The following is a 25,328-nucleotide window of genomic DNA, read 5'->3' as shown; positions in this document are numbered from 1 at the left end:
TAAGTCAGCGCATGGAATGGACGCCTCAGTTGCCGTGCGAGCGCCGAACCAACGGTTCAAGAGATGGCAGCATGTGGCACGACACCCGCCACGATCGGGTGCCAGAGTGTGCTGGCGAGACCTTGGGCGCCACGGCAAGCAGGGCGCGCGGCGATGAATACGCCCAGGCCGATGACGGTGCGCACGGCGCGTTCGATCGGGTTTGTACGCGAAAACGCGCTCTGTCACGCCCCTTGCGGATGGCAAAGCCCCGTAATTTCAGTGTAATATCCGCGGCAGAAGACCATTTGTATTATCAATCGAAATAATGAAAACGGTCAGCCGGATTCAATCCGGCGACTGATACGGGGAAAGCTTGAACTCGCCATTCAATACCGGGGCATCCGGATCCGTTGGGCCGCACGTGCCAATTCACGTCGGCCGGATCTCTTCTTCTCTACGCCGACACTTCCCGCGCGGCCGAACCCATTCCGACTGATATCCCGCGCTGAACGGCCCGCGCCGCGTCGCTCGCCTTCGTAGCACGCGTCGATACGCCGCCATCCCGCGATTCGGACAAACGTGCGCATGCCCGCACGGCGACGTCACGTCGATCGATCAAAAGAAGAGGATTACTTATTATGACTGCGTGTACCCACTGCGGAACCGATCTGCCCGGCGGGCTCAAGTTCTGCAAGCAATGCGGAACACCGGTTGCGGCCATCCGGACCGAAGCGGCCGGCGCACCGTGCCGGAGCTGCCACGCCGTTCTGATGCCGAACCAGCGTTTCTGCAACAAATGCGGGACGCCCGTCGCATCGGCCGATGACGCCGGGGCGATCGAGGTCGAGGTGCCCGCGCCGCCGGTCGAGCCGGCATGGCAACCCGCATACGGGGCTGTGGAATCCGCTCACGAGCCGGCACACGGCGCCGTCGACGCTCAGGATACGCAAACGGACATCAGTGTCGAATCGCTGGTGGTGAACACCGCAGACACGGTATCGGATCGTGCAAACACCCCGCTGCAATCGCACGACGCTGCGGCGACCGCCACGCACATGACCGCGGCAGACCATCGCGGCGGCGCGGTCGCTGCGTCGCATGTCTCGCCTGTCATCACGGATGCCCAGCCTGCGGCAGCCGGCGCATCGGCGAACATCGAAGCAGCACTCGTCGATGACGAAACAAACGGCGTCGAAGCGGTTCTCGAACCTCACGACGCTTCAGATGCCGATGTAACGTCGGCGTCGGCCGAACCCACGCGTCCGGCATCCGGCGTGGTGCCCCGGCCGATTTCGCAGACCGCGACGACAATCGACGATACGTCGGCAAAACTCAAGATCATCGCAGCCGGCGTCGCAGTCGCCATCGCCTGCGCAGGCGGCGCATTCTGGTGGCACGGCCGCCAGGCGAGCGCACCTGCAACGCCCGAACCGGTCGCCGCATCCACGAATCCTGCCTTCACGGCCGACGCCGCATCGGGCATCACAGGATCGGGTTCCGTCACCGCCGGCGCGGTCGTTGCGACGATGCCGGCCGATGCACCGGCGTCCGCGCCGATCGATACGGCCACTGCCGCCGCAGCCATGACCTCGCCTGCCTCGGGGCCGGCCGTCGTCACGAACATCGCGACGGCTCCGGTGCCCGCGACGCCACCGGCGTCGAACGCGCCGCCAGCATCCGCGAACGCGCAGCAGCCGTCGCCCTTCGCGAAACTGCAGGACGACACGCCCTCGCCGACCGCATCCGCCGCCGTGGCGGAGGCACCGCGCAGCAAACCGCATCCGACACCGCCTGTCCGCCCGTCCACGGCGGCCAACCCTGCCGCACCCGCCGTCGATGGCCTGCTGAAACGCGCGCAGGGTGATCTGTCGCGCGGCCAGTACGACAAGGCTATCGCGACCGCGGAGAGTGTCCTTGCGATCGAGCCCGGCAACCGTCCGGCAAAGACGCTCATCGACAAGGCAAAGGCGCGGCAGATGGATGCACTGCGCAACAACAGCACACTTGAATGAAGCGCCGGAGAAGACCGACATGACAATCCAGAAAACCCTCGCCGCGGCCTGCGCGGTTACCTTGCTCGCCAGCGGCTGCGCCACCCAGAACGGCACCGGCGGGATCTCGTCCGAATCCGTGCTGCGCTGTACCGCGCTCGGCGCCGGCGGCGCGCTGGTCGGCGCGCTGATCGGCGGCACCAAGGGTGCGATCGGTGGCGCGGTCGCCGGGCTCGCCGCGTGCGCCGTGATCGAAGTCGCGACGCGGCAGACGAAGACGGCAGCCGAAGTCGATCGCGATTACCGCGCGAGCAACCGCAACAACCTGCCGCCCTACGCGAAGATCGATGCCTACACGACGGTCGTGACGCCGCGCTCCGCCGTCAAGACCGGCGAGCCGATCAAGCTGGCCTCGCAAATTCGCGCGGTATCCGGCACGAACGAGCCCGTCCAGGAAGTCAAGGAAGTCGTGACCGTCTACGCGCCGTCGGGCGAGCAGTTCAAGCGCGGCGAGAAGGTCGTCAACGCGGCGCCGGGCAGCGGCGAATTCGACAACAGCTTCACGCTGAAGCTGCCGTCCGGAGCACCGCAAGGCACGTACACGCTGAAAAGCCAGGTCTACCTGAACGGCAAGCCGGGCTCGACCCGGCAATCCAGCATCCAGCTCGCGCAGGTCGACGGCGTCACCGTCGTCGCGCTGCTCGATGCGCCCGCCGCACACTGACCGGCCCGCACCTGCAAGGAGATTCAACGATGTCAACACTCGATCAAGCCCCCGTGTCGGGGAAGTTCGGTCTGCTGCGCGCCGCCGAGGCCGTCACGAACTGGCGCGCACTCGCGATGTCCGCTTTCGCGCTCGTCGCCAGCATGCTGATGGGCATGCTCACGATCCAGGCACTCGGTCACAGCCCCGTGCTCGGCCTGCTGTTCATCATCGCGACCTTCGCGGTCTCGCTGATCGGCTATTCCGCGGTCGGCATCGTGCTGATGCGCGATGCGCAGGGCGAGTCGGTCGGATTCGTCGATGCGCTGCTGCAGGCGACGTTCAGCGTCCACCGCCTCCTCGGCATCGGCGTGCTGCTCGCGGTCGGCTGGATACTGCTGCTGCTCGCGTTGCTGATCGTGTTCCTGGTCTGCAAGATTCCGGGCGTCGGCCCGCTGCTGTACGCGATCGCGTATCCGGTCGCGGCGATCGTCGCGGGCGCGATCTTCGCCGGCATGGGGTACGTCGGCTATCCGCTCGCTGCGCCCGCCATCTGGCAAGGCAACTCGACGCTGCAGACCGCCGCCCGCCTGCTGCAGATCGGCCGCCGCCAGTTGCTTGGCGTGATCGTCCGGATGTTCGGGCTGCTGCTGCTCGTCGGCGTCCTGTCCGCAATCGTGTTCGGCATTCTCGGCGCGGGCGCCGCGATCGCGTCGTCGATCTCGGCGGCAACCGGCACCAGCCCGTTGGGCGGCCTGATGGGCACGCTCGGCGGCTTGGGCGGCCTCGGCCGGCACGCCAGCGCCTACGGCCTTGGCGCAGATGCGGCAGGCGGCGGATTCGACTACCGCAGCATGGCCTATCTGGGCGCGTACGGCTTCGGCAACGGCCTGCTGTTTGCGATCGGTCTCGTGATTCCGTTCCTGACGTTCGTCAACGGCACGTGCCTCATCTATCTGCAGACGGTCAGCGGCGTCGATTTCTCCGCAACGGAAGAGAAACTGAGCCAGCACGTCGCGGACGCGAAGCGCCACGCCGAACAGGCACGCGAGCGCGCCGCCGATCACCTCGCGAAAGCACGCGACTCGCACGCCGCCGGCACGGCGAGCGCAGCGGGGACGGCATCGCTGCCGGCGTCGAATACGGAATCGCCTGCCGCGGACGCAGCCACGGCGTGCTCGCAGTGCCACAAGCCGATGGCCGCCGATGACCTGTTCTGCGGCGAATGCGGTGCGCGCCGTCACGCTTGACGGCTGCATGATCGCGCGTCGAAGCGCGGCTCGTGGTCAAGTATCGCCGCGAGCCGCGGGCTTCGGGCAGACAACAGGCACGTACCGGCAACTGAAGTAGTCGTTCCCGGTCTCTGCGGCGGGTTCTCGTACCACCTCGGCCGTGAAATGCGGTGTGCTGTCCGGGGCGGAGATCTGCACCGATCATTGAGCGCCGGCTCGCTCCCCCGCACGGCCTCGACTTCCACCACCTTTCAGCGCCGCTTGCCCGCATCCCGGTCAAGCCGGCGCAACCCGTCGAGCCGCTCCGCGATCCTCGCCTCGACGCCACGCGGTGCCGGCTCGTACCAATACGGTTCCCGCATGCCGTCCGGCAGGTAGCTTTCGCCTGCCGCGTAGCCGTCACGCTCGTCGTGAGGATTCCGGTACGCATGCCCGAGCGCTTGCGTCAATTCGGCACGCACGTCGCGCAGATGCGCCGGCACGTCGCGAGGCCGGTCCTGCCGCACGAAGGCCCGCGCCTGCATCAGCGCCATCCCGCCGGCATTGCTTTTCGCCGCGCACGCGAGATACAGCACGGCCTGCGCGAGCGCGAGATCGCCTTCGGGTGCGCCGAGCCGATCGCTGGTCTTGGCCGCATCGTCGGCGATCCGCAACCCGGTCGGGTCGGCCAGCCCGATGTCGTCGTACGCGATCGCAACGATCCGGCGTGCGAGGTAGCGGCGGTCGGTGCCGCCGTCCAGCATCCGGCACAGCCAGTACAGCGCGGCGTCCGGGTTCGAGCCGCGCACCGACTTGTGCAGCGCCGAAATCTGATCGTAGAAATGCTCGCCGCCCTTGTCGAAGCGACGCGCACCGGTCGTTGTGGCGCGCTCGACGAAACGGCCGTCGATCGTCGTCACCCCCGCCGAGGCTGACGCTGTCCGCACCTGTTCGAGCAGGTTCAGGAAGCGTCGCGCATCGCCGTCCGCCTGGTCGATCAGCTTGCCGAGCGCATCGTCGTCGAACGAAAGCGTGCCGAGTGCGGTCTCGTGCGCACGTGCAAACAGCGCGCGCAATGCGTCGTCGCCCAGCGGCTTCAGCACGTACACCCGTGCGCGTGAAAGCAGTGCGCGATTGACTTCGAAACTCGGGTTTTCGGTCGTCGCGCCGATGAACACGACGGCGCCGGACGTGACGGACGGCAGCAGCGCGCCCTGCTGCGTTTCGTTGAAGCGGTGGATTTCGTCGACGAACACGATCGTCCGGCGCCCGGCTTCGTCGAACAGCTGCTGCGCACGAGCCGTGACGGCGCGAATGTCCTTGACGCCGCCGAGCACCGCGGACAGCGCGGCGAACTCGCAGTCGAACGCCTGCGCGGTCAGCCGCGCAAGCGTCGTCTTGCCGACGCCGGGCGGCCCCCAGAAAATCATCGAATGCGGCTTGCCCGATTCGAACGCTCGGCGCAGCGGCATGCCCGCGCCGAGCAGATGCGCCTGCCCGATCACGTCGTCGAGCGACGTGGGGCGCAGCGCATCCGCCAGCGGACGGTGCGGTTCAGCGGAAAACAGGTCGGACATGGGCATTGGTGGGCACGCGCATCCGGCGGCAGGCGTTGCCGCCGGATGCGCGGATTATGACAGCGATGCGGCAAGGGCGTCGGGTGGCGACACGTTGCCGTCGAGCATGCGGATACTGCACCCGTCGTTGCCGCTCGCCGCGCCCCCGCCATGCTCGCAATCAGAACCGCTTGTTGATCCCCAGAACCGCACCGACTGTCGTACCCGGTACGCCGTACAGCGCATTGTCGATCGACAGGCCGAGGCGCTCATGACCGTGATTGTTGGCCGCCCCGATCTCCGCATACAGCGATGTCGATTTCGACAGGAAGTATCGCGCGGTCAACGCCCCGACAAGGCCATGGTTGGCCGAATCATGCGGATCCCGGACATACCACAAGCCAGAGTTGAGATTCAGCTGCGGGAGCACGTAGCAGTCGAACCCCACGTTCCATACGTTGTTGCCGCCCCCGCTCGCGACACCGTTGGCGACGGTTGTCGGGACCTTGTAGCTGGTAAACGAGCCCTTCGCCGTAAATGCGCCGAAGTTGTAGAGCACGCCGATCATGCGGCCGGAGAACGGCTGCTGGAACGTTGTCAATCCGGCGTTGTTCTTTCCTTCGCTGGAGTCGTACATCGCCGCATTCACGACCAGCCCGCTGTACTGGTATCGAACGGCGACCGAATACTGCTGCCCCGCGCGGAAATCCCCGGGCATCCCGCCGGGCGCATACATGATGCTGGTGGAGAAGCCGGCGAACTGCGGGCTCGTATAGGTGACGGCGTTCGGATTGAACGTGCCGGAAAACGTCTGGTCGGCGTACACCGAAAACGCGGTGACGAACTGTCCGGCGTTGCGCGGATCCGACTCATAGATCGCGAGCACGAATGGCGAATACTGCACGCCGGCCTTCAACTGGCCGAATGCGCCATCGAGCGCGAGCCACGCCTGGCGACCGAAGAAATTGCCGTTGCTGTTGTCGAAACCGCCATTGACGAGGCTGACGCCGCTCTCCAGCTTGAACGTCATCTTCATCCCGCCGCCCAGGTCCTCCTTCCCCTGCAAACCGAACGAGGACGGCTCGAGCCCCGCGTTGATGAGACTGAACTGCTTGCCCGCGTTGCCTTGGGCCGTCGAACCCAGCGTCTTGTTCGTGAACAGAAGACCGACATCCAGCGTTCCGTAAAGAGTGACGCTGCTCTGTGCGCATGCGCAAGCAGGCAGCATCGCGATACCGAACGCGAACAGCTTCTGCGTCGACGAAAGGTGACGATCTCCGAACCATTTAATCATTTTGATATCCGAAATAAATCGGTTATGTAAGGTGAAGCCGAATCGATGTACATCCCGTCCTGCTTCCTGCCGCCTGCCGTCGCCCTGCCGGTCAGGCACGGGCCACGCATCGGCGGCCCGATTTCCGTCGCACGGCCGATGGCCGGCGTTCACGGGGCCGGCCGCGATGGCCCGCCCCGCTCTCTGCGCTCAAGCGGTGGCACATGGCCTGGCGCGGCAATCATCCGCGACGTCGTCTCCGCGACTTCGGCCAGTGCCGCCCTGCGTCATGCGAGCAGCTTCTTCCCCATCGCCTGAAGCTCCTCGAGAATGTGCGGCGGCGTCGTGCGATAGGCGCCAGCGACCGCTTCCGACTTGGTCAGGCCGATGCTCCGTCTCAGGTCGACCATCGACTCCGCCAGCTTCACCATGGCCGCGGGGCCGACGATCACGGGCACGCCCGTCCCTCGCACCTCGGTGTAGCCGGCGAGCGCAAGCAGCGCGCCGCCGGGATTGCAACCGCACAGCACGGTATCGGCACCGTCCCGCACGCATGCCTGCGCGGCTTCGTCGAACATCTCGATCCATCGATCCGGCTTGCCGTTCGCGGCATCGACGATCGCGGGCCAGCACGACGGATCGAGCGCCCGCACCGGCTGGTTCCGGATGGCCCGGTGCTCCCAGCCATGGAGCCGGATGTGCGCTTCGAACGGCTCGATGAAGGCGGGCGCGATCGTCACCCAAGCAAACTTCTTGCCGACCAGCTGCGCCATCAGCATCGTCGACTCCGCACCGCCCAGCACCGGCATCCTGACCGCCTGCCGGCATTCCTGCGAATACGCATCGATGATGCAGACGCCCGCCAGCGCGGCGTCGAAGCCCTCCTTCTCCGCATCGACGACCTTGTTCACCACCTGAACCTTCGTGACGGCGCGCGGATAAAGCAGGTTGTTCGCAAACGACCGCGGCGCGTCCTCCATGTAGCGCAGCGTGATCTCGGTGTCCGGCCGCGCAATCTGCTGCGCGAACTTCAGCATCGCGCCATAGGTCTCGCGCACGCCGCCGAAGTCCGCGTCGTTCGAACGGTTTTCCGCCTGCCATACCATCCTGATTCCCATACGTGTCTCCTCCTTGGATCAACCTGCCGGGCGATCGGCGATCGCCCGGGCCTACAGATCGAGCACCAGCCGTGCCGATTTCGAACGCGAGCAGCACGGCATCAATCGATCGTTGTCCGCCCGCTCCGCGGGCGTGAGGCACATGTCGCGATGATCCGGCTCGCCGGCCAGTACGCGCGTCTCGCACGTACGGCATACGCCCTGCTCGCATGAGGTCTCGATCTCGATCCCCACCCTCGCGAGCGCCTGGACGATCGACTCGTCCGCTTCGACCGTCACCACCTGCCCCGAACTCGCCACCTCGACCTCGAAGCGCTCGCAGTCGGCCGCCACGCGTTCGCCGGCCGCAAAGAACTCGTAGTGCAGCTGCGCTTCCGGCCAGCCGGCCGCGCGGGCCGCGCCCAGCACGGCGTCCATGAATCCGGTCGGCCCGCACACGTACAGGTGCGTTCCGCTCTCCGGCCGTGCGAGCCGGGCGGCGATATCGAATGCCGGGGTATCCGGTTGATCGTCGAAATGGAACTGCACGTGGCGCGCATACGTTGCGCGGGAAATACGATCGAGAAATGCGGTGCGTGCACGCGATCGCGAGCAGTAGTGCATCTCGAACGGCGCCCCGATCGCTGCCAGCCGCTCCGCCATGCAGAGAATCGGCGTCACGCCGATGCCGCCTGCCATCAACAGGCTGCGCGTCGCATCGTGCGCGAGCGGGAAATTGTTTTTCGGAACACTGATCGCGAGCGCGTCGCCGACTTGCACCAAATCGTGCATGCCCGCCGATCCGCCGCGCGAGTTCGGGTCGCGCAGTATCGAGATCTGATAGCGATGCCCTTCTTCGGGCGCGTTGCAGAGCGAATACTGTCGCGTCGGCCCGCCCGGTACCGCCACGTCGATATGCGAGCCGGCCGAAAACGCCGGCATCGGCCGGCCGTCCGTGCTGACCAGCTCGAAACTGCAAATGCCGACGGCTTCCTCACGTTTCGCCGCCACGCGGACTGTCAGCCCGCTCACCCCACTCGTCATGCCTCCTCCTGGAACGGCGAGCGCGAACACGCGCCCGTCCGGCGCGGCCAGTGACCGCCACCTTCGGGGCCGAGCCGGCCCGCCACTTCACCCTGATTTTTCTTGCCCGATTGACGATGCGATCCGGCAACCGGTCGGCCGACGATGCGACGCCACGCGCTCGCCGGCCGCCTCGCCCCCTCGCCCGATCCGTTGCCGTTGCCGTTGCCGTTGCCGTTGCCGTTGGCGTTGGCGCTGGCGCTGGCGCTGGCGCTGGCGAGATCGACGAGATCGGCGCCTTTCCGGTCAGTCGAGCGCGCCCTTCGCCGTCGGCGCCGCCGACCATTTGACGACCTGCTCGATCCCGTGACGGCACAGGACCTCGCTCTCGTTGAAGTAGATGACCGGCTTCGCACCGGACGCCATGCCGACCTGCATGCTCTCGATGTTGCCCAGGTCCTCGAGCATCGAATCGGTGATATGGGACGTGAAATGCTCGAGCTGCAGGCGCTCGCGGACCGTCGTCGCCTTCTTGTAGTAGAAGCGCGCCTCCCAGACGGTCGTCGACGCCGACGTCGGCCAGAACTCGTGCGTCCAGAACTGATTGGCCGAGATCTGCAGGTGCCAGTTCGGGAAGAACCAGTTGACGTCGCTCGCCCAGTGCTCGTGCTTCGTCGGGTTCACGCCCTTGTGCTCGACGACCGAGTTGACCTGCCCCGCCTTGCGGGTGCCCGTCACCGAATGGTCGGCCGAGAACAGCCATTGCGCGACCTTCGATTTCGCGAACGGCTGCGCGATCGGGTTGAGCCACCACGACATCGAGCGATGCGGGCCGTGAAGCCGGACGCTGATCGGCCTGCCGAACGGGTTCTGTTGCCCGATGTAGAACGGCGCCAGCGTCTTCGGGTGGATCGATGCCACGTGATAGGCCTCGCTGAAATTCTCGGCGACAGCCTTCCAGTTCGCGTTGAATTCTCCACGCAGCACGATCGGGTGATCCGGGTTCTGGTACTCGATGCCGGTGAGCGCGTCGGCAATCGGCCCGAGGAATTCCGCGAGGCTGACTTCCGGTTCCGTCGCGAGGTTGATGAAGATCCAGCCTTCCCAGATCTCGAGGGCAACCGGCGTCAGCCCGCATTTCTTCTTGTCGAGGCCGAAGAACCCGGATTCGTCGGGCACATGCGCCAGTTGCCCGGCATTGTCGTATCCCCAGCTGTGGTATCGGCACACGAAGCGCTTCGCATTGCCGGACGCGCGGTGCTCGACGATGTTCGCGCGGTGTGCGCAGACGTTGTGAAATGCGCGAATCGTGCCGTCTTCCGAGCGCGCGACGATGACCGATGCGTTCAGCACCGCAAGCTGCTTCACGAAGAAATCGCCCGGCTTCGGGATGCGCTCGGCGCGTCCGACCATCAGCCACGCGCGACGAAAGATCCGCTCGCGCTCGACTTCGTACTGTGCGGCATCGGTATAAATCGACGTCGGCACGGCGCCGGTTTCCAGGCCAACCGATTCGGTAAAGCTTCCGTTGAAATCCATCGGATTATTCATTTGCATTCCTTCATTTTTTGTGCAGCGCGATTCCCGTCGATGACGGCCTGGAGTCATCCGTGAGGCTGGAAGCCCGTCACGATCTGCAGTGCATGTTGCGGCGGTGCATGCTTGATACCGGGCGCCTGGTGCATCTCGACCGCAACGGATGCGTGGCACAGTGAAAGCAGCAGGCGAAACAGGTTCCCGGCCGGCTCCGGCATGTCGTCCAGCGGGAACTGCTCCAGGTAGGCGGTCGCCTCCTCCGCCCGCGCGAACATCGCGTCGTAGAACCTGACGATCTCGTCATACGGCATCGCAGCCCGGCGTATCCATCGTTCGTGCGACGTCGGCGTGCTCCATGCGGCCAGGAACGGCTCGAGATCCTCGAAACCTTTCGGCAATTGGCCCGAATCGGGTGCTGCATCGTGATTCATCACACTCCTCCTTGTTCTGTCTTCGCTGATTCAAGAATGATTGCTGCCCGGCATCGATGATCGACGCCGGCACTTCACCACGGATTCCTAAATATTTAATAGATTCATGACTCGCCCGGGCAACACCGAACGATGCTGGCGTTGCCGTCGAATCAGCGCATCACCCGCCGATGTTTTCCTTGAAGACCGGGCTGACCGTGTCGAAGCTCGCGAACTTCAGGTAGGTCGTCTTCCACTCGCTGGCGATTCTCGCGAACCGGAACGCGTATGTTCCCGAGAGCAGTTGCAGCACGCCGTCGTCGGTTTGCCGGTAATAGATCACGTCGGTCTTCGCCGTCGCGCGGTCGCCGTCGATATCGATCAGCGGATTGGTGATGTGGTGGTGGCACTTCGGCACTTCGCGCCACACCTTGTGGACGAGTTGCCGAATCCCGTCGATGCCGGTGGTCTGCCCGCGCGGCAGTTCGTACACGCCGTCGTCGGCCCAGATGCTCATGAAGGTGGCTTCGTCCTTCTTGTCGATGCCGTGGCAGTACTTCGACATCAACGTCGTGATCTCGTGGCCGTCGACGAGTCGACCGATCTTCGCCTCGAGGCTCATATCCTTGCTTGCCATTCCGCTGTCTCCTGATCTGTACTTTTGTGTGTCGCTCAGGCTTCGGCATGCATGCCGAAGCCGGTCAGCCGGCGTCCGATGCCCGACTTCCGCAGGCTTGCCTGATCGAACACACCATGATGTTATTTTTTGCCGGGCTCGCGGGCATTGCTCAATAGTCCGCTTCTATTTTCCGATCGTACGAATTTCCGCCCTGTCCGCATCAGGAGGCGCCCCCAGGTTGCCCGGGAACAGTCGCGACCTGCCCGCGGCCTGCGCGCTGCGCGCCGCCTGACAGAGCGAGGGGGAATGGCGCCGGCAGAATCCGGCGCGACGAGTGCCGTCGCGACTTCGACGGCCATGCATCGCCGCACCGGTGCGCTACGGCTGCCGGCGATATTGCGTCGGCGAACAACACATCGTTCGCTTGAATGCCGTGCAAAAGGCACTCTCGGATTCGTAGCCGAGGGAGAACGCAATCGACGCAATGGTGTCGTCGCCGCTGCGCAGCCGGTTCGCCGCCGTCAGCATGCGCCAGCGCGTCAGGTAATGGATCGTCGTGGCGCCCACCAGATCCTTGAAGCGTTGCGCGAAGATCGTCCGCGACAGCCCGGCGACGCGCGCCAGCTCCTCCAGCGTCCAGTGATGGGCCGGATTCGAGTGAATCGCGCCGATGGCCGCACCGATGCGCCGGTCGGATAGCGCCATGAACCATCCGTCCGCCGCGCCGTCAGGCGACGTCATCAGGTGAAGCCGCAGCACCTGCACGAGCATCAGGTGCATCAGGTGATTCGACACCAGTGCGCCACCAGGCTGCGGATCGCGCAGCTCGGAGGTCAACTGGTCGAGCGACCAGCGCAGCACCTCTGCCTGGCTGGACGTCCGGGGCGTGCTGATGAGCGGCGGCAGTGCGTCGAACGGCATCGCGGCATGCCGGTCGGAAAACCCGAAGAACCCGCTGATCAGCAGGACTTCGCCGCCGCCGTTATGAACGGCGATGCCTTCGCGCGCAACCGCCTCCATCACGGCCGTCGAGTCTTGCGGTTCGAGTGCGAGGTCGGTGGACAACACGATCCTGCGTCCGCGGTTCAGCAGGAAGCAATCCCCTTTCTCGAAGCGGATGGGCGCCTCCACGCCGTCGATGATCGCCCAGCAGCCGCCTTGCAGCACGGCGGCGAACTTGATGCCCTCATATTCGGGAAACGCGAACGACCACGCGCCGGCGGCATCGAGCCCGGCGTGGAACTGGCTGCCGGGCTTCAGCAGCGAAAGAATGTCCGATAGCGGGTCCATGGGGAATGCCGTCCGCTGCATCGAGTCAGCCCATCCATCGCACGACGGTTTCAATCCCGCACCGGCCGGTGAAACGCGGGCCAGCGTTGCATCACAAGTTCCCGCGACGCACCGTACGCATAGCAACTGTCGATCTTGAGCGGCTTGCCGCCGGCATCGGTCGCATCCAGCAACGTTTGCGAGCGCAACGGATTGACGGCCTGAATGGCCGCCGTCGCGAGCGGCATCAGGATTTCCCGCAGATGCGTGCAGGTGTCGCCGGGCGGCAGGCGCTTGCGTACTTCGCCGCTCCAGCCCGCGCCGATGCGCAGCCCGACGAGGGCCTGCAGCGATTCGCCGCCGCCCGGACACTCGCGGTACGGGTACGCGCGAATGAACGTGCTGACCGCTCGCACGATCATGTCGAGATCGAATACGACCCGCACGCCGATATCGTGGATCGGCGCGTTCGCCGGCACCACGCGCAGGCCGCTCGGCGGGGTGAAGTCGCGCGGCTTGCGATCCGTGACCTGTCCTTCGACTTCGAACAGGCCGTCGCTGCGCCGGAACGCCTCGAACGCGATATGCCTCGCATGGAGCGGCTCGCGGGTCACGTCCGGCGTCGATGGTGTGGTCGACTCGATGCTCATGATTGCCTCCATTGCCGGCCCGCCTCATGCGACGCCCGGGCGAATGCGTGCGCCAGCGCGCGACTGCCCTGGGCGCCGTCCCACAGCAGCGCGGCCAGTTGCGTGCCGGTGGCCGCCGATGCCGGGGCCCGCGACGCGAGGCCGTCGCCCTTCGCGAGGATCTGGTCGACGGTCAGCGGCCGCGCGGGTGTGCCGACGCTGTCGATCACGATCGCCGAGCGTGCCGCGCCGTCCTCGAAACGAATCGCCGCGCCGCTGGCGAATCGCGTCGGGTAATACTGCGTCAGCGCTTCGCTGAGTTCGAAGCGCACGAGCCCAGCGATTCGCCGGATCTGCGGATCGTCGAGAAACGCGTCGTCGTAGACGTCGTAGCGATACGGGCCGTAAGCGAGCGTCGCGCCCACGATATACGGGCAACTGTACTGCGCGGCCATCGTCGACGTCGGCCGCGCGAGCATGTGCTGATCGGCGATCAGTTGCGGGCCGCTGATGACGATCTCGCGCAGGCCGGCGGTCGGCACGCTGAAGTTGTCGGTCAGCTCGCCAAGCGCGTCGATGGTCGAATGGAACAGGCGACAACACGCGTACGGCTTGAAGCTGATCTCGTGGATCTGCAACTGCGCCGAGGGCACGACCGCTTGCAGCGGGCCACCGAACAACGCGGCCAGCCCGTAGACGCCTTCGACCGCGAGCCGCGGCGCCGTAACCGCATCCATCTGCGCGAACGCCGCGGCCAGTACGCCATTACGGGCCGCGAAGCCCGCATGAACCCGCTTCACCTCGCCGCCGGATGCTTCCGCGGAAAACTGCATCGATCCGCTCGCCTGCGACAGCGCGTGGCCCCATGCGCGAATCAGCAACGCATCGGTCACCGGCTCGCCGCGTTGAAAGGCGTACAGCGCCGCGCACGCCGTGGCGGCGCCGAATGTCCCGAAGATCGCCGTCGGGTGGAAACCGCGATGCACGGTCTCGAGGCCGCCCGCCGCGATGCCGACCAGCGCCATCGCCTCGTAGCCCGCTGCCACAGCACGGAACAACTGTGCCTGCGACGCGTCGATGTCCGCCGCCACGGCGAGTGCCGCGGGAATGACGGCCGCGCCCGGATGGCTCAGCGTAGCGTTATGCGTGTCGTCGAGTTCGTAGCTGTGCGATGCCGTGCCATGCACCAATGCGGCAACGGAGGCCTCCGCCGTCCATTCGCAACCCGGCACGGGGCTCGCGCCGGTGTTCGCGAAGCGGCGCGTCCACTCCGCGATCTGGCCGGTCCACGGCCGGGTCACACCCCATTGCGACACGACGAAATTGTCGAGGAATAGCCGCCGCAATGCTTCAGTGTCGGCGGCGGTCAGGTGCCCGTTCGCAACCTGCGCGACATGGGCGGCGATCGTTGCGGTGACGTCGGTTGATACGGGGGCCGACGCAACGGCGCCGCGCTCGAACTTCATTGCCTGTCTCCTGCCGTGACGTGCCGGTCGATCGCTTCACGCTGCGGCGTCGAGTGCGTTGCCCGATGCGCGAAGGAATGCGGGTGGCGCGCCACGCAAATGTATTGTGGCCGGCGATGTGAAATCCGCGCCGGATATGCAGCGAACTGCGCGTTGTCAGGATGATTCGTGCGTCGCGGCGAAGTCAATTCGAGCGGCGCGAGCATTCCGTACTTTGGAAACATGGCCGCGTCGATCCGGGCACCGGCATTCATCGACAAACCGCACGCGATGCCGATTTGTACGATCTAGCAATAAAAGCGGACGCAGCCGCATGCCCCGTTCGGCACCCGTCACTTACGATGCCATGCGGCGCATTTGTCCGGCGACGCGACAACCGCCCCGGAATCCGGTCGACGGGTTCCCGATCGAGATCGGCCCGGGATCCGCGTTCGACGCATTCAGACACGACATTCGGAACAAGCGATCACCGGCACCGGGCGAATTCATCGCGTTCGTCGGTTGCTTCGCGTCAGCCCCAACGCAATAAAAAAACCCAGGAGACATCATGCAGATAACGTTGAACGGCAAGGTTGCCGTCGTGACCGGCGCAGCCCAGGGCATCGGCCGCGCCATTGCGAAGCAGCTCGCGGAATGCGGCGCCGACGTCGTCGTGAACGACATCGACGAGCAGCGGATCGCGGCGGCCGTCGCGGCCATCAAGGCCGAGATTCCCGGTGCGAAGGTGCGCGGCGCGGCGGCCGATCTTTCAACCGCTGCCGGTTGCGACCGGCTCGTCACACAAGTGCCCGACTGCGACATCCTCGTCAACAACGCGGCCATTTTCGAAACCGCCGATTTCTTCGACATTCCGGACGCCGCCTGGCAACGGTATTTCGACGTCAACCTGATGTCCGGCATCCGCCTGTCGCGCGCCTACCTGCCGGCGATGGGCAAACGCGACTGGGGCCGCGTCGTGTTCATCAGTTCAGAGTGCGGGATCAGCACGCCGCCCGACATGCTGCACTACACGATGACCAAGACCGCGCTGCTCGGTATCTCGCGCGGCCTCGCGAAGCGCATGGCCGGCACGGGCGTCACGGTGAACGCGGTGCTGCCGGGGCCGACGTTGAGCGAAGGCGTCCAGACCTTCCTCGAAGCGGAGATCCGTCGCACCGGCAAGACCATCGAGGAACAGGGCGCGGAGCTGGTCAATGCGCTGCGCCCGTCCTCGATCACGCGTCGCTTCCAGTCGGTCGATGAAGTGGCCAACCTCGTGCTCTACACCTGCTCTCCGCTCGCGTCGGCCACCACGGGCGCGGCCTTGCGCGCGGACGGCGGCGTGGCCGACACGCCCATCTGAGCACGCAACTGCGTCGCGGGCTCGGCACCGGTCGCGACACGCGGACCGGCATCGAGCCGAGCCACGACGCAACGTATCGACGCTGCGACAGCGGCAAGCGACGGCCGGCCCCGGTGTTTGCGTTCGAGCCGAAGCCTCGCAGCAGATATTCCCGAACGACGTACGACTTATCCGGAGTATCGAATGTTGAATGAATCGCTCGCCACGACAGATCATGCGCCGCTCAGGCGCCATGAACATCTGTACATCGACGGTGCGTGGGTCAAGCCGATCGACGGCGAACTGGCCGAGAGCATCGATCCGGCGACCGGCCGGCCCTGGGCAATCGCGCCGATGGGCGGGCCCCAGGACATCGATCGAGCGGTCGAAGCGGCGCGCAGGGCATTCCACGGCACCTGGCGCAGCACGCCGGGGCATGTCCGCGCGGCACTGCTGCGCCGCCTGGCGGAATTGTTCAGCGCGGCGATCCCCGAGCTGGCGGTCATCGAATCACGCGACAACGGCAATCTCGTCCGCGAACATCGCGCGAGCCTCACCGCGCAAGTGCAGTGGTACCAGTGGTTCGCATCGCTCGCGGACAAGGCGCAAGGCGCGACCATCCCGATCGACGACAGTGTCCATGCGTTTACGACGCGCGTCCCGATCGGCGTCGTGGGCGCGATAATTCCGTGGAATGCGCCGCTTCTCGCTACCTGCCTCAAAGTCGGTGCGGCGCTCGCGGCCGGTTGCACCGTCGTCGTGAAGCCCGCCGAGCAGACCCCGGTATCGGCACTCGAGCTCGCGCGGCTGGTTCACGAAGCGGGCTTTCCGCCGGGCGTGTTCAACGTCGTGCCCGGCTATGGGCGTACCGCCGGCGCGCATCTGGTCAGGCATCCCGACGTCAACAAGATCTCGTTCACGGGCGCCAGCCAGACGGCGAAGCACATGGTGCGCGACGGGGCCGACAACCTGAAGCGCTTCACGTTCGAACTCGGCGGCAAGGCGCCGCATATCCTCTTCGCGGATGCCGATCTCGACAACGCGATCAACGCCGCCACCGCATCGGCCTGGCGGCTCACCGGCCAGAGCTGCGCACTTGGCTCGCGCGTGCTGGTCGAGCGGCCGATCTACGATCGCGTCGTCGAAGCGTTCCGAACCCGCGCGAAAGCGGTGCGCGTCGGCCTGCCCTCGATCGACTCGAATCACATGGGTCCGCAGTCGCACGAAACGCAGTTGGCCAAGACGCTGTCCTACGTCGACGCCGGCAAGCAGGACGGCGCCGAGCTGGTTGCTGGTGGCCGACGGATCACCACGCCGGAGCTTGCCGCGGGTTATTTCGTCGAGCCAACAGTGTTTGCTGGCGTGACCAACCAGATGCGGATCGCACGCGAGGAAATCTTCGGGCCGATCGCCTCGCTGATTCCGTTCGACGGCGAGGACGAGGCCATCGCGATCGCAAACGACACGCCGTACGGGCTGACTGCGGGCCTCTGGACGCGCGACGTCGGACGGGCTCATCGCGTATCGAACCGCATCGACGCCGGCATGGTCTGGGTCAACACCTACTCGTTCCTGCGCTGGTCGACGCCTTACGGCGGGTTCAAGGCCAGCGGCTGGGGGCGTGAGAACGGCATCGATGCGCTCGATCCGTATCTGGAAACGCGGACCACCGTGATCAGTACGACGGGGCAGTTTCCGAATCTGTACGAGGATTGAGCAGGTTCATGCGATGAAGGCATGCCCCGCCGCCGAGCGGCTGGGGCTGTCGCAGCATCATCGCGCCGGGGCCGTGCATTCGCCACGAGCCGCGGCACAATTTCCCCGTCATTCCTGTCGCCCCTTTTTGCGGCGAATCGCGATTTGCCGCGCGAGATCACGCTGACGCCTCGCGCGATATCCTGCATCGACGATTTTTTTCAACGTCGCAGTGCTTGTCATTTTCTCCGACTCGATCCGCACACCACATCAAGTCAATCACGCATGCCGCGCAGGTTGCACCTCCGTGCGCCATCGTTGCCGCATTGCCGACACCTGAGATTCAGGCCGGCATTTTTATTTTCGATCATCGACTTCCGTACCAGAACGCGATCCGGTTGCGCCCGCAACCGATGACGTATCGCGTCTGAACGATCGAGCGCTGCACGCATGCTCAAAACTATCGACGCCTGAACCCGCATCGCTGCGCGTGCCGCATCGGAATATTCATTCGTCAAATGCTTGGTTCATCACGCATCGCGGCGTTGCTATCTTCGAGCGCTGCTCCGGTGCCGCGATGCATTTCAGAAGGCGTCGACGACGCTCGCCCAGCGTCTCGACAACCCGTGACGCCACGCCCGGACATTGCCCGTCGACGAACCCGGAAGGCGATGCGATACGCGATGGCAATGCGCATGTTCCGCACACACCGGACCACCACCCATTCACAAACCGAACAGACCGTCAGGAAGGAAACGTCATGTCACGCCAGATGCACCTCGTAGCGATTCTCTCGACCGGACCCGCGCTCCATCACCACGGCATGTGGCGCCATCCGACGACGGAGAACCGTTTTCTCGATCCCGACTGGTGGGCACGGATGGGCAAGCTGTTCGAGGATGCGTGCTTCGACGCCGTGTTCTGCGGCGACTCGCAGAGCTTCCACAACGAAACCACGATCGCGAAGGGCGGGCAACTGAGCTTTCTCGATCCGCTGCCGGTCGCGATGCTGATTGCGCAGGCCACGCGTCATCTCGGCATCGGCGTCACGGTATCGAGCAGCTTCTTCGAAGCCTATGGCGTGGCGCGTGCACTCGGCACGCTCGATCTGCTGAGCGGCGGACGGATCGCATGGAACGTCGTAACCTCGACGTCGCAGGAAGAGGCCCGGCGCTACGGCCGCGACCTGCTCCCGCGCGACCAGCGCTATGATCGCGCCGACGAAATGCTCGAAGCATGCTTCCGGCTGTGGGACAGCATCGCACCGGACGCATTCATCGTGGACAAGGCGAGCGGCCGGTTCATGGATGCGTCGAAGGTCAGATCGTTCGACTATGCCGGCCGATACGTGCAGACGAAAGGGCCGCTGACGGTACCGCCGAGCCCTCAGGGCCGCCCCGTCATCATGCAGGCCGGTTCGTCGGAGCGCGGCCGCCAGTGCGCCGCACGCTGGGCCGAAATAGTCTTCACGTTGCAGCACGCACTGCCGGACATGCAGGCGTTCTACACGGACCTGAAGCGCCGCCTGCCGCAGTACGGCCGACGCGAAAGCGATTGCGCGATCCTGACGTCGGTGGACCCGATCATCGGCGAAACCGAAAACATCGCGCGCGAGAAGCAGGCCTACATCAACAGTCTCGTCGACGAGGAGCTTGCGGTCAGCCTCGCATCGGCGCATCTCGGCATCGACTTCACGCACTTCCCGATGGACAGGCCGCTTCAGGACATCGAACTCGACTCGGGCTCGCGCGGCGCATTCGACATCATGCTCAGTGCATCGAAGGCCGGCAACCTGACGCTGGGCGAGGCATGCCGGCTGTACGCGACGAGCGAGTTGTGCCCGCAACTGGTCGGCACCGCCGAACAGGTCGCCGACCGGATGCAGCAGATGTTCGAGCAGCGCGGCTGCGACGGCTTCATCGTGACGCCGGTCGCGATGCCCGCGTCGTTCGAGGATTTCAACCGGTCGGTCGTGCCGATTCTTCAAGAGCGCGGGCTGTTCCGTACCGAATATCCCGGCACCACGCTTCGCGCGTCGCTGGCGCAATAGCCGACAGCCGATCTCGACATTCGCCGCCGGCAGCCGACAGCGCCTGCCCGCTCGTGCCCATGCGCGCACGGCCGGCGCATGGCGCCCGGTTGAGCCGGCGCGCTCCGCCTCATCGCCTTTTCCTTCCAGCCGACACCATGACAATCGCCCGATGGGTCTGCCTGTCGCTCGTATCCGCGTGCACCGCCGACCTGGCGCACGCGGACGGTTCCGTCACGCTCTACGGCGTGCTCGACGAATCTATTCAGTACGTTCGCAACACCGGTGGCCAGCGCACGCAGATCGGCCTGCAGCACAACAACTGGCTGGTCTCGCGGCTCGGCCTGAAGGGCAGCGAGGATATCGGCGGCGGCAACAGCGTCATCTTCCGGCTCGAAAGCGGCTTCAACATGAACACCGGCGCGCTCGGCGGCAGCAACCAGCTATTCGGGCGCGCGGCCTATGTCGGCATCAACAGCACGCGCTACGGTGAACTGACGTTCGGCCAGCACTTGCTGCTGCTCAATGCGCTCGTCGGGCCGATTCAGGGCAACTGGTATTTCGGCTTTTCCGCCGCACCTGGAGACGTCGATCTGGCCGACGGCGCGATCAAGATGAGCAACGCGGTCCAGTGGCTCAGCCCGGTGTGGTCGGGGCTCCAGATCGGCGCGACGTACGCGTTCGGCAACCACGCCGGCGGCGCCGGCTCCGACCAGTCGTATGCCGCGGCGTTCAACTATACGTCCGGGCCGCTCAGGATCGCGGCCGGCTACGTCCACGCGGACAACGGCAATCCGCTGGTGTCGGCGCGCGGAACCGGCAATGCGTCCGCCGTCTTTTTCTCTCCGGCGAACTCGGCCTATTCGAGCGCCCGCGCCTACGACGTCGTGCGCGCCGGCATCGCCTACGACGTCGGCCCTGTCACGCTCGGCGGCTACTACAGCCTGTCGGACTATCACCCCGACTCATGGTCGTCGTTCCGGCACCCGGAGATCTACAACAACGTCTCGCTCTACGCGTACTGGAAGATGTCGCCCGCATGGTCGAGCGAGATCGGCGTGGACTACATGCGCTCGCACGGCGATTCGTCCGCAATCTATCGAACCGTCGTCGTATCCGCCGGCTACAGCCTGTCCAAGACGACAGATCTCTATGCAGCGATCGGCTACGGACGGGCATTCGGACAAAACGGCAACGGCGAGGCGCGCGCGGCCATCGGCGACGACTGGCCTGCCGCCGGCGGCGCATCGCAAGCACTCGCTTTCATCGGAATCAATCACCGGTTCTGATCGGCGCTCGATTGTTTCATCAGGATAGCGGCGGACTTACCGTCGTACCGGAACCGTTTATCAACCGCCTCGCACATCCGCATCGCGTGACGGGGCATTCATCGAAGGCAGTCAACATGAACTGGATCAACAGAAAATCCCTGGCTGCGGCTTGGATCGCCGCGCTACTCGGCATCGGCTCCACTCACCCCGCGCAAGCAGCCCAGGTTGTGCGCGTGGGGATCATGTCGGGCGGAGACGACGAAGTCTGGCGGGTAGTTGCCGCCAATGCGGAAAAGCGGGGCCTGACAATCAAGGTGACGCAGTTCTCCGACTACACGCTGCCCAACGAAGCGCTGGCGACACATGACCTCGACGCCAATTCATTCCAGCACGTCCCGTACCTCGATGCGCAGAAACAGGCGCGTCATTACGCGATCGTGCCGGTCGGCTTCACCTATGTCGGGCCGATCGGGTTCTATTCACGGAAGGTGAAGCGCGTGCAGGACCTGCCCGACGGCGCGACGATCGGCGTGCCCAACGATCCGAGCAACGAGACGCGCGCGCTCCGGCTTCTGCAGGCACTTGGCCTCATCACGTTACGGACCGGTTCAGGTGCCCTGCCGACGATACGCGACATCGACCGCAATCCGAAGCACATCCGGATTCGCGAGCTCGACGCGGGCATCGTGGGGCGTGCGATCGACGATCTCGATGCCGCCGTCATCAATACGGACTGGGCGATCAAGACAGGCATCCGCATTCCGCAGGAGCGCATCGCCCAGGAAAACGTGGCCGGCAATCCGTATCGCAACGTCATCGCCGTCAATGCTAGCGATGCGAATGCATCGTGGGTTCGTGCGCTCGTCGAGAGCTATCAGCAACCCAACGTGGCGGCAAAGATCATCGGCGTCTATCACGGCGAGGCGTTGCCCGCATGGTCCGGCGCACTGCAACCGTGAACGCGAATCGAGCCCGGATCGTCGGCGCGACAGGACCGGGGCGCCGCGCGGGGCGGCCGCAGTCGGGTGCGCGCCGTGTCGCAGGCGGCTCGCACTCAGACAGGTCGACATGGCAAGGACGTGCTTGACCGATGAACCCGACCAGCCCGACGCGGGCAGCCCCATCGATCATCAGTCGCGCGCATCCGGCGACTGTGCGACACGCATGTTCACGCCATCACCACGCTGCAAACACGTCCTGCGCGATCCCGAAGCCCGTGCTCATCCCCGCCCCGCTCGTCACGACGACGACGCGCGTAGCGTCGTCCGGTGCCTCGATCACGCAATCGGCATCGGCCGCCGACGGATAGCTGCCGGTCCAGCGTTCGACGATGTCCAGTTCCGGCATCTCGAGCGTCTCGTGCAGCAGGCGCAGGATCTGCGCATCGATCTCCTGCGTCGCAAACGGTAGCGGTGCAGCGCCGTATTCATGCGAATCGCCCACCACGAGGCTGCCGTCGGCGCTCTGCACCGCGATCAGGTGGATACCGTATCCGAGGCACACGGGCTCTTCCGCCTTCAGGCGCGTGCGCAATGCGTCGGCGGCCGGCAGCGCCGCGAAACCCGAGTAACGCAGCAGGCTGAGGTCGCTCATCACCGCGGCGCGCAGCGCCAGCGGGCGGCGCGGCCGCACGCGCAGCATCTGCAACTGGCACAGCCGCACCTTGTGCCGCGCGAACCAGTCGCCATACAGGTGACGGCTGTCCGCATTGCCGCAGACGATCACGCGCTCCGCGTGCACCACGCCGCGCGACGTACGCACGGTCGGCGTGCGCACCTCGTGCACCATCTCGCCGTAGCGGAACCGCACGCCGAAGCGTTCCGCCAGCCAGGCGGCCAGCTGCGGGATCGCGGTACGCGGCTCGATGCGCAATTCATGCGGGCTGTGCAGCACGCCTTGCGCGCCGTCCAGCCGCAGCTCCGGTGCAACGGCCGCCGCTTCGCCGGGCGTCATGACCCGGCAGCCGTCGGCCATGCCGGTCTGCATGAAGGCATCGATCAGGTGCATCGCCTCGGGGCGACGCGCAATCAGGTGCAGGCCCTTGTGCAGCACGTCGATGCCGGCTTGCGGTGCGACGTCCGCCCAGACCTCGCGGCTCGCCCGCGCACGCCGCCAGCTGTGTTCGGCGTGCTGCCCGGTGACGGTAATGAAGCCGAAATTGCGGATCGACGCGCCCACGCAGGCGGCGTCGCGTTCGATCACGCAGACGCGCAGCCCCTTGAGTGCCGCCGTATAGGCATGGGCGAGGCCGACGATACCGGCGCCGACGACGACCACGTCATAAGAATCTGCCGCTGCGATAGCGTTCACGATTGCACTTTCCTTCTGTCGAGATGACACGCGCCGCCCCTTCGGGGCGAGCGCATCGGTTGCTGCTGGCCGCGTCCCATGGACGTATTCCCGGGTGCGAGGCGAACGAACCCGTTCGCTCCCGGGACTGGCGCCCGATTCCACACTATCGCGACGCGAGATGACATCCAAATGAAAAACCACAAAAAAGCATGAATTGGCATATTTTGCCATTTCACGACACGGAGGAAGTTTACGTCGAACCGTCGGCTCGCTGTGTTCGCACGCGCTCCAATCACGTTGATCGATTCCACCGTCGACATAGGGATAACCGGTCGAAAAGCAGTGACTGTATCGCTCGAACACGATTCGCTCGCCCATCGGAACAGCAATCCATGCAACACACCCGCAGCCGTGTCACGCATCCGAAGCGAATCTCCGTCGCCCGCAACGCGACGTGGCAATTTCAGCCAATTCATGCTCTTTTGTGGTTTTTCATGTGTATGTCACCAAGGGCCGCAACACTGCCGTGTCTCCGGAAATCGCGTCATCGGGAATCCGGCCGACGGACACAACGAAGGGTCGACTGAATCGCCGCGAGCGCTCGTATCGACCTTTCAATTGATTCACAGTCCTTAATTAAACAAGCACCGCTCTCGCATGAAAAATTCAACGATGAAGAAGTTCGCACTGTCCGCTCTCTCGCTGTCGCTGCTGGGTGTCGCCGGCGTGGCGCACGCACAGTCGAACGTCGCGCTGTACGGCGTGATCGACACGTCGATCACGTACGTTCACGGCAACAGCGGCACCGGCAACAATCTGTGGCAAATGGGCAGCGGCAACCTGTCGGGCAGCCGCTGGGGCATGAAGGGCAGCGAGGATCTGGGCGGCGGCCTGAAGACCGTGTTCCAGCTCGAAAGCGGCTTCAATTCGGGCACGGGCCGCCTCGGCCAGGGCAGCCGCATGTTCGGCCGCCAGGCGTTCGTCGGCCTGCAGAGCAGCCAGTACGGCACCGTCACGCTGGGCCGCCAGTACGACCCGATCGTCGACCTGGTTCAGGGTGTCACCGGCGACAACTATTTCGGCGGCATCTTCGCGACGCCCGGCGACGTCGACAACAACGACAACAGCCTGCGCGTGAGCAACACGGTCAAGTACACGTCGCCGGTGCTGTCCGGCCTGCAGGTCGAGGCGATGTACGGTTTCGGCGGTGTCGCCGGCTCGACGGGCTCGGGCCTGACGTACGCAATCGCAGCCGCGTACAACAACGGCCCGCTGGGCATCGCCGGCGGCTACTTCTACACCAACAACGTGAACGGCGCCGCACGCGCCACGGGCTGGAGCGGTTCGTCCGACGCGATCTTCGACGGCCCGATCAACAGCGGCTACCTGAGCGCGAAGAGCATCGGCATCGCGCAGGTCGCGGGGCAGTATGCGATCGGCCCGGTCACGCTCGGCCTCGGCTACAGCAACGCGCAGTACCGGCGCGACGGCGATTCGCTCGCCGGCTTCGCCAACACGCAGAAGTACAACACCGGTCGCGCGTTCGTCACGTACCAGGCATCGGCGCCGCTGCTGCTCGGTATCGGCTATGCGTACACGAAGGCGAGCGGCAACGTCGACGCGAAGTATCACCAGGTGTCGCTGGGCGCCGACTATTCGCTGTCGAAGCGCACCGACATCTATCTGATCGGCGCGTACCAGCATGCGAGCGGCCAGCAGCAGGTCGTGAATGCGAGCGGGCAACTGGTCACGCAGGATGCGCAGGCATCGATCGGTTCGTACGGCTATGCCGGCACGAAGTCGCAGGAAATCGTCGCACTGGGCATGCGTCACAAGTTCTGATCGCGACGCCGGACGGTCCTGGGTGCCGGCGTGCATCCGGGGCCGCCCGGCGGCCTCACGCGCGACCTTGCTTCCCCTTGGGTCCGCGCTTCGCATCGCCCTGTCTGGCGATC

The 25,328-nt window shown here is 65.4% G+C and carries 21 protein-coding genes; 9 read left to right on the top strand and 12 right to left on the bottom strand.

The window, feature by feature from the left end; all coding sequences use genetic code 11:
- The first annotated feature begins 620 nt into the window (after positions 1-620).
- Genes G3O00_RS04085 through G3O00_RS04075 form a run of 3 tightly spaced genes read left to right on the top strand, consistent with a single transcriptional unit; the run spans position 621 to position 3,926 of the window.
- Complete coding sequence (locus G3O00_RS04085) at positions 621-1,994, top strand: zinc ribbon domain-containing protein (RefSeq protein WP_206142158.1); 1,374 nt, start codon at positions 621-623, stop codon at positions 1,992-1,994.
- A gap of 19 nt (positions 1,995-2,013) precedes the next feature.
- Positions 2,014-2,697 carry a hypothetical protein gene (locus G3O00_RS04080; protein ID WP_241024933.1) on the top strand — a complete coding sequence of 228 codons (684 nt, stop codon included), beginning with the start codon at positions 2,014-2,016 and terminating at the stop codon, positions 2,695-2,697.
- Positions 2,698-2,726: 29 nt separating this feature from the next.
- Positions 2,727-3,926 (top strand): zinc ribbon domain-containing protein, encoded by a 1,200-nt coding sequence (locus G3O00_RS04075; protein ID WP_206142156.1) that lies wholly within the window; start codon positions 2,727-2,729, stop codon positions 3,924-3,926.
- 233 nt (positions 3,927-4,159) lie between these two features.
- Here G3O00_RS04075 and G3O00_RS04070 read toward each other — a convergent pair whose 3' ends face one another.
- From G3O00_RS04070 to G3O00_RS04020, 11 genes are all read right to left on the bottom strand, one after another.
- Positions 4,160-5,464, bottom strand: coding sequence for a replication-associated recombination protein A (locus tag G3O00_RS04070; RefSeq protein WP_206142155.1), 1,305 nt, complete (start codon positions 5,462-5,464; stop codon positions 4,160-4,162).
- A 160-nt stretch (positions 5,465-5,624) separates the two neighbouring features.
- Entirely contained in the window at positions 5,625-6,890 is a 1,266-nt protein-coding gene (locus G3O00_RS04065; protein ID WP_346778952.1) for a porin, read from the bottom strand.
- 113 nt (positions 6,891-7,003) lie between these two features.
- Complete coding sequence (locus G3O00_RS04060; protein ID WP_206142154.1) at positions 7,004-7,834, bottom strand: aspartate/glutamate racemase family protein; 831 nt, start codon at positions 7,832-7,834, stop codon at positions 7,004-7,006.
- Positions 7,835-7,885: 51 nt separating this feature from the next.
- Positions 7,886-8,857 carry a PDR/VanB family oxidoreductase gene (locus G3O00_RS04055; protein WP_206142153.1) on the bottom strand — a complete coding sequence of 324 codons (972 nt, stop codon included), beginning with the start codon at positions 8,855-8,857 and terminating at the stop codon, positions 7,886-7,888.
- 285 nt (positions 8,858-9,142) lie between these two features.
- Positions 9,143-10,387 (bottom strand): aromatic ring-hydroxylating dioxygenase subunit alpha, encoded by a 1,245-nt coding sequence (locus G3O00_RS04050; protein WP_174933024.1) that lies wholly within the window; start codon positions 10,385-10,387, stop codon positions 9,143-9,145.
- Positions 10,388-10,440: 53 nt separating this feature from the next.
- Entirely contained in the window at positions 10,441-10,803 is a 363-nt protein-coding gene (locus G3O00_RS04045) for a hypothetical protein (RefSeq protein ID WP_174933026.1), read from the bottom strand.
- 160 nt (positions 10,804-10,963) lie between these two features.
- Positions 10,964-11,419, bottom strand: a complete 456-nt coding sequence (locus tag G3O00_RS04040; protein WP_206142152.1) for a nuclear transport factor 2 family protein — start codon at positions 11,417-11,419, stop codon at positions 10,964-10,966.
- A 360-nt stretch (positions 11,420-11,779) separates the two neighbouring features.
- Positions 11,780-12,691 carry an AraC family transcriptional regulator gene (locus G3O00_RS04035; protein WP_174933030.1) on the bottom strand — a complete coding sequence of 304 codons (912 nt, stop codon included), beginning with the start codon at positions 12,689-12,691 and terminating at the stop codon, positions 11,780-11,782.
- Positions 12,692-12,741: 50 nt separating this feature from the next.
- The gene (locus G3O00_RS04030) at positions 12,742-13,320 is read right to left on the bottom strand and encodes a DUF2889 domain-containing protein (protein WP_241024932.1); all 579 of its coding nucleotides are present in this window, start codon (positions 13,318-13,320) and stop codon (positions 12,742-12,744) included.
- Positions 13,317-14,765: an MmgE/PrpD family protein gene (locus G3O00_RS04025; protein ID WP_206142149.1), complete on the bottom strand. Its 1,449-nt coding sequence runs from the start codon at positions 14,763-14,765 to the stop codon at positions 13,317-13,319. The genes G3O00_RS04030 and G3O00_RS04025 overlap by 4 nt, the downstream gene beginning before the upstream one ends.
- Positions 14,762-15,019, bottom strand: coding sequence for a hypothetical protein (locus tag G3O00_RS04020; protein ID WP_206142148.1), 258 nt, complete (start codon positions 15,017-15,019; stop codon positions 14,762-14,764). The genes G3O00_RS04025 and G3O00_RS04020 overlap by 4 nt, the downstream gene beginning before the upstream one ends.
- Before the next feature lie 293 nt (positions 15,020-15,312).
- Here G3O00_RS04020 and G3O00_RS04015 point away from each other — a divergent pair, with 293 nt between their 5' ends.
- From G3O00_RS04015 to G3O00_RS03995, 5 genes are all read left to right on the top strand, one after another.
- A complete protein-coding gene (locus G3O00_RS04015) occupies positions 15,313-16,107 on the top strand; it encodes an SDR family oxidoreductase (RefSeq protein ID WP_206142147.1) in 795 nt (264 codons plus the stop codon).
- A gap of 183 nt (positions 16,108-16,290) precedes the next feature.
- Entirely contained in the window at positions 16,291-17,802 is a 1,512-nt protein-coding gene (locus tag G3O00_RS04010) for an aldehyde dehydrogenase (RefSeq protein ID WP_206142146.1), read from the top strand.
- 739 nt (positions 17,803-18,541) lie between these two features.
- Positions 18,542-19,831 carry an LLM class flavin-dependent oxidoreductase gene (locus tag G3O00_RS04005; protein ID WP_206142145.1) on the top strand — a complete coding sequence of 430 codons (1,290 nt, stop codon included), beginning with the start codon at positions 18,542-18,544 and terminating at the stop codon, positions 19,829-19,831.
- Between the two features lie 137 nt (positions 19,832-19,968).
- Positions 19,969-21,099 (top strand): porin, encoded by a 1,131-nt coding sequence (locus G3O00_RS04000; RefSeq protein ID WP_206142144.1) that lies wholly within the window; start codon positions 19,969-19,971, stop codon positions 21,097-21,099.
- Between the two features lie 116 nt (positions 21,100-21,215).
- Positions 21,216-22,040: a MetQ/NlpA family lipoprotein gene (locus G3O00_RS03995; protein WP_174933038.1), complete on the top strand. Its 825-nt coding sequence runs from the start codon at positions 21,216-21,218 to the stop codon at positions 22,038-22,040.
- Positions 22,041-22,257: 217 nt separating this feature from the next.
- Here the strand turns inward: G3O00_RS03995 and G3O00_RS03990 are convergent, their stop codons facing one another.
- A complete protein-coding gene (locus G3O00_RS03990; RefSeq protein WP_346778951.1) occupies positions 22,258-23,391 on the bottom strand; it encodes a TIGR03364 family FAD-dependent oxidoreductase in 1,134 nt (377 codons plus the stop codon).
- A gap of 654 nt (positions 23,392-24,045) precedes the next feature.
- Here G3O00_RS03990 and G3O00_RS03985 point away from each other — a divergent pair.
- Positions 24,046-25,215 (top strand): porin, encoded by a 1,170-nt coding sequence (locus G3O00_RS03985; protein WP_174933042.1) that lies wholly within the window; start codon positions 24,046-24,048, stop codon positions 25,213-25,215.
- Positions 25,216-25,328 lie beyond the last annotated feature (113 nt).

It is taken from the genome of Burkholderia sp. Ac-20384, from assembly GCF_017104605.1.
Taxonomy (GTDB): Bacteria; Pseudomonadota; Gammaproteobacteria; order Burkholderiales; family Burkholderiaceae; genus Burkholderia; species Burkholderia lata.
The sequence above is the reverse complement of the archived record's forward strand: the minus strand, read 5'-3'. Positions and strand labels throughout refer to the sequence as shown.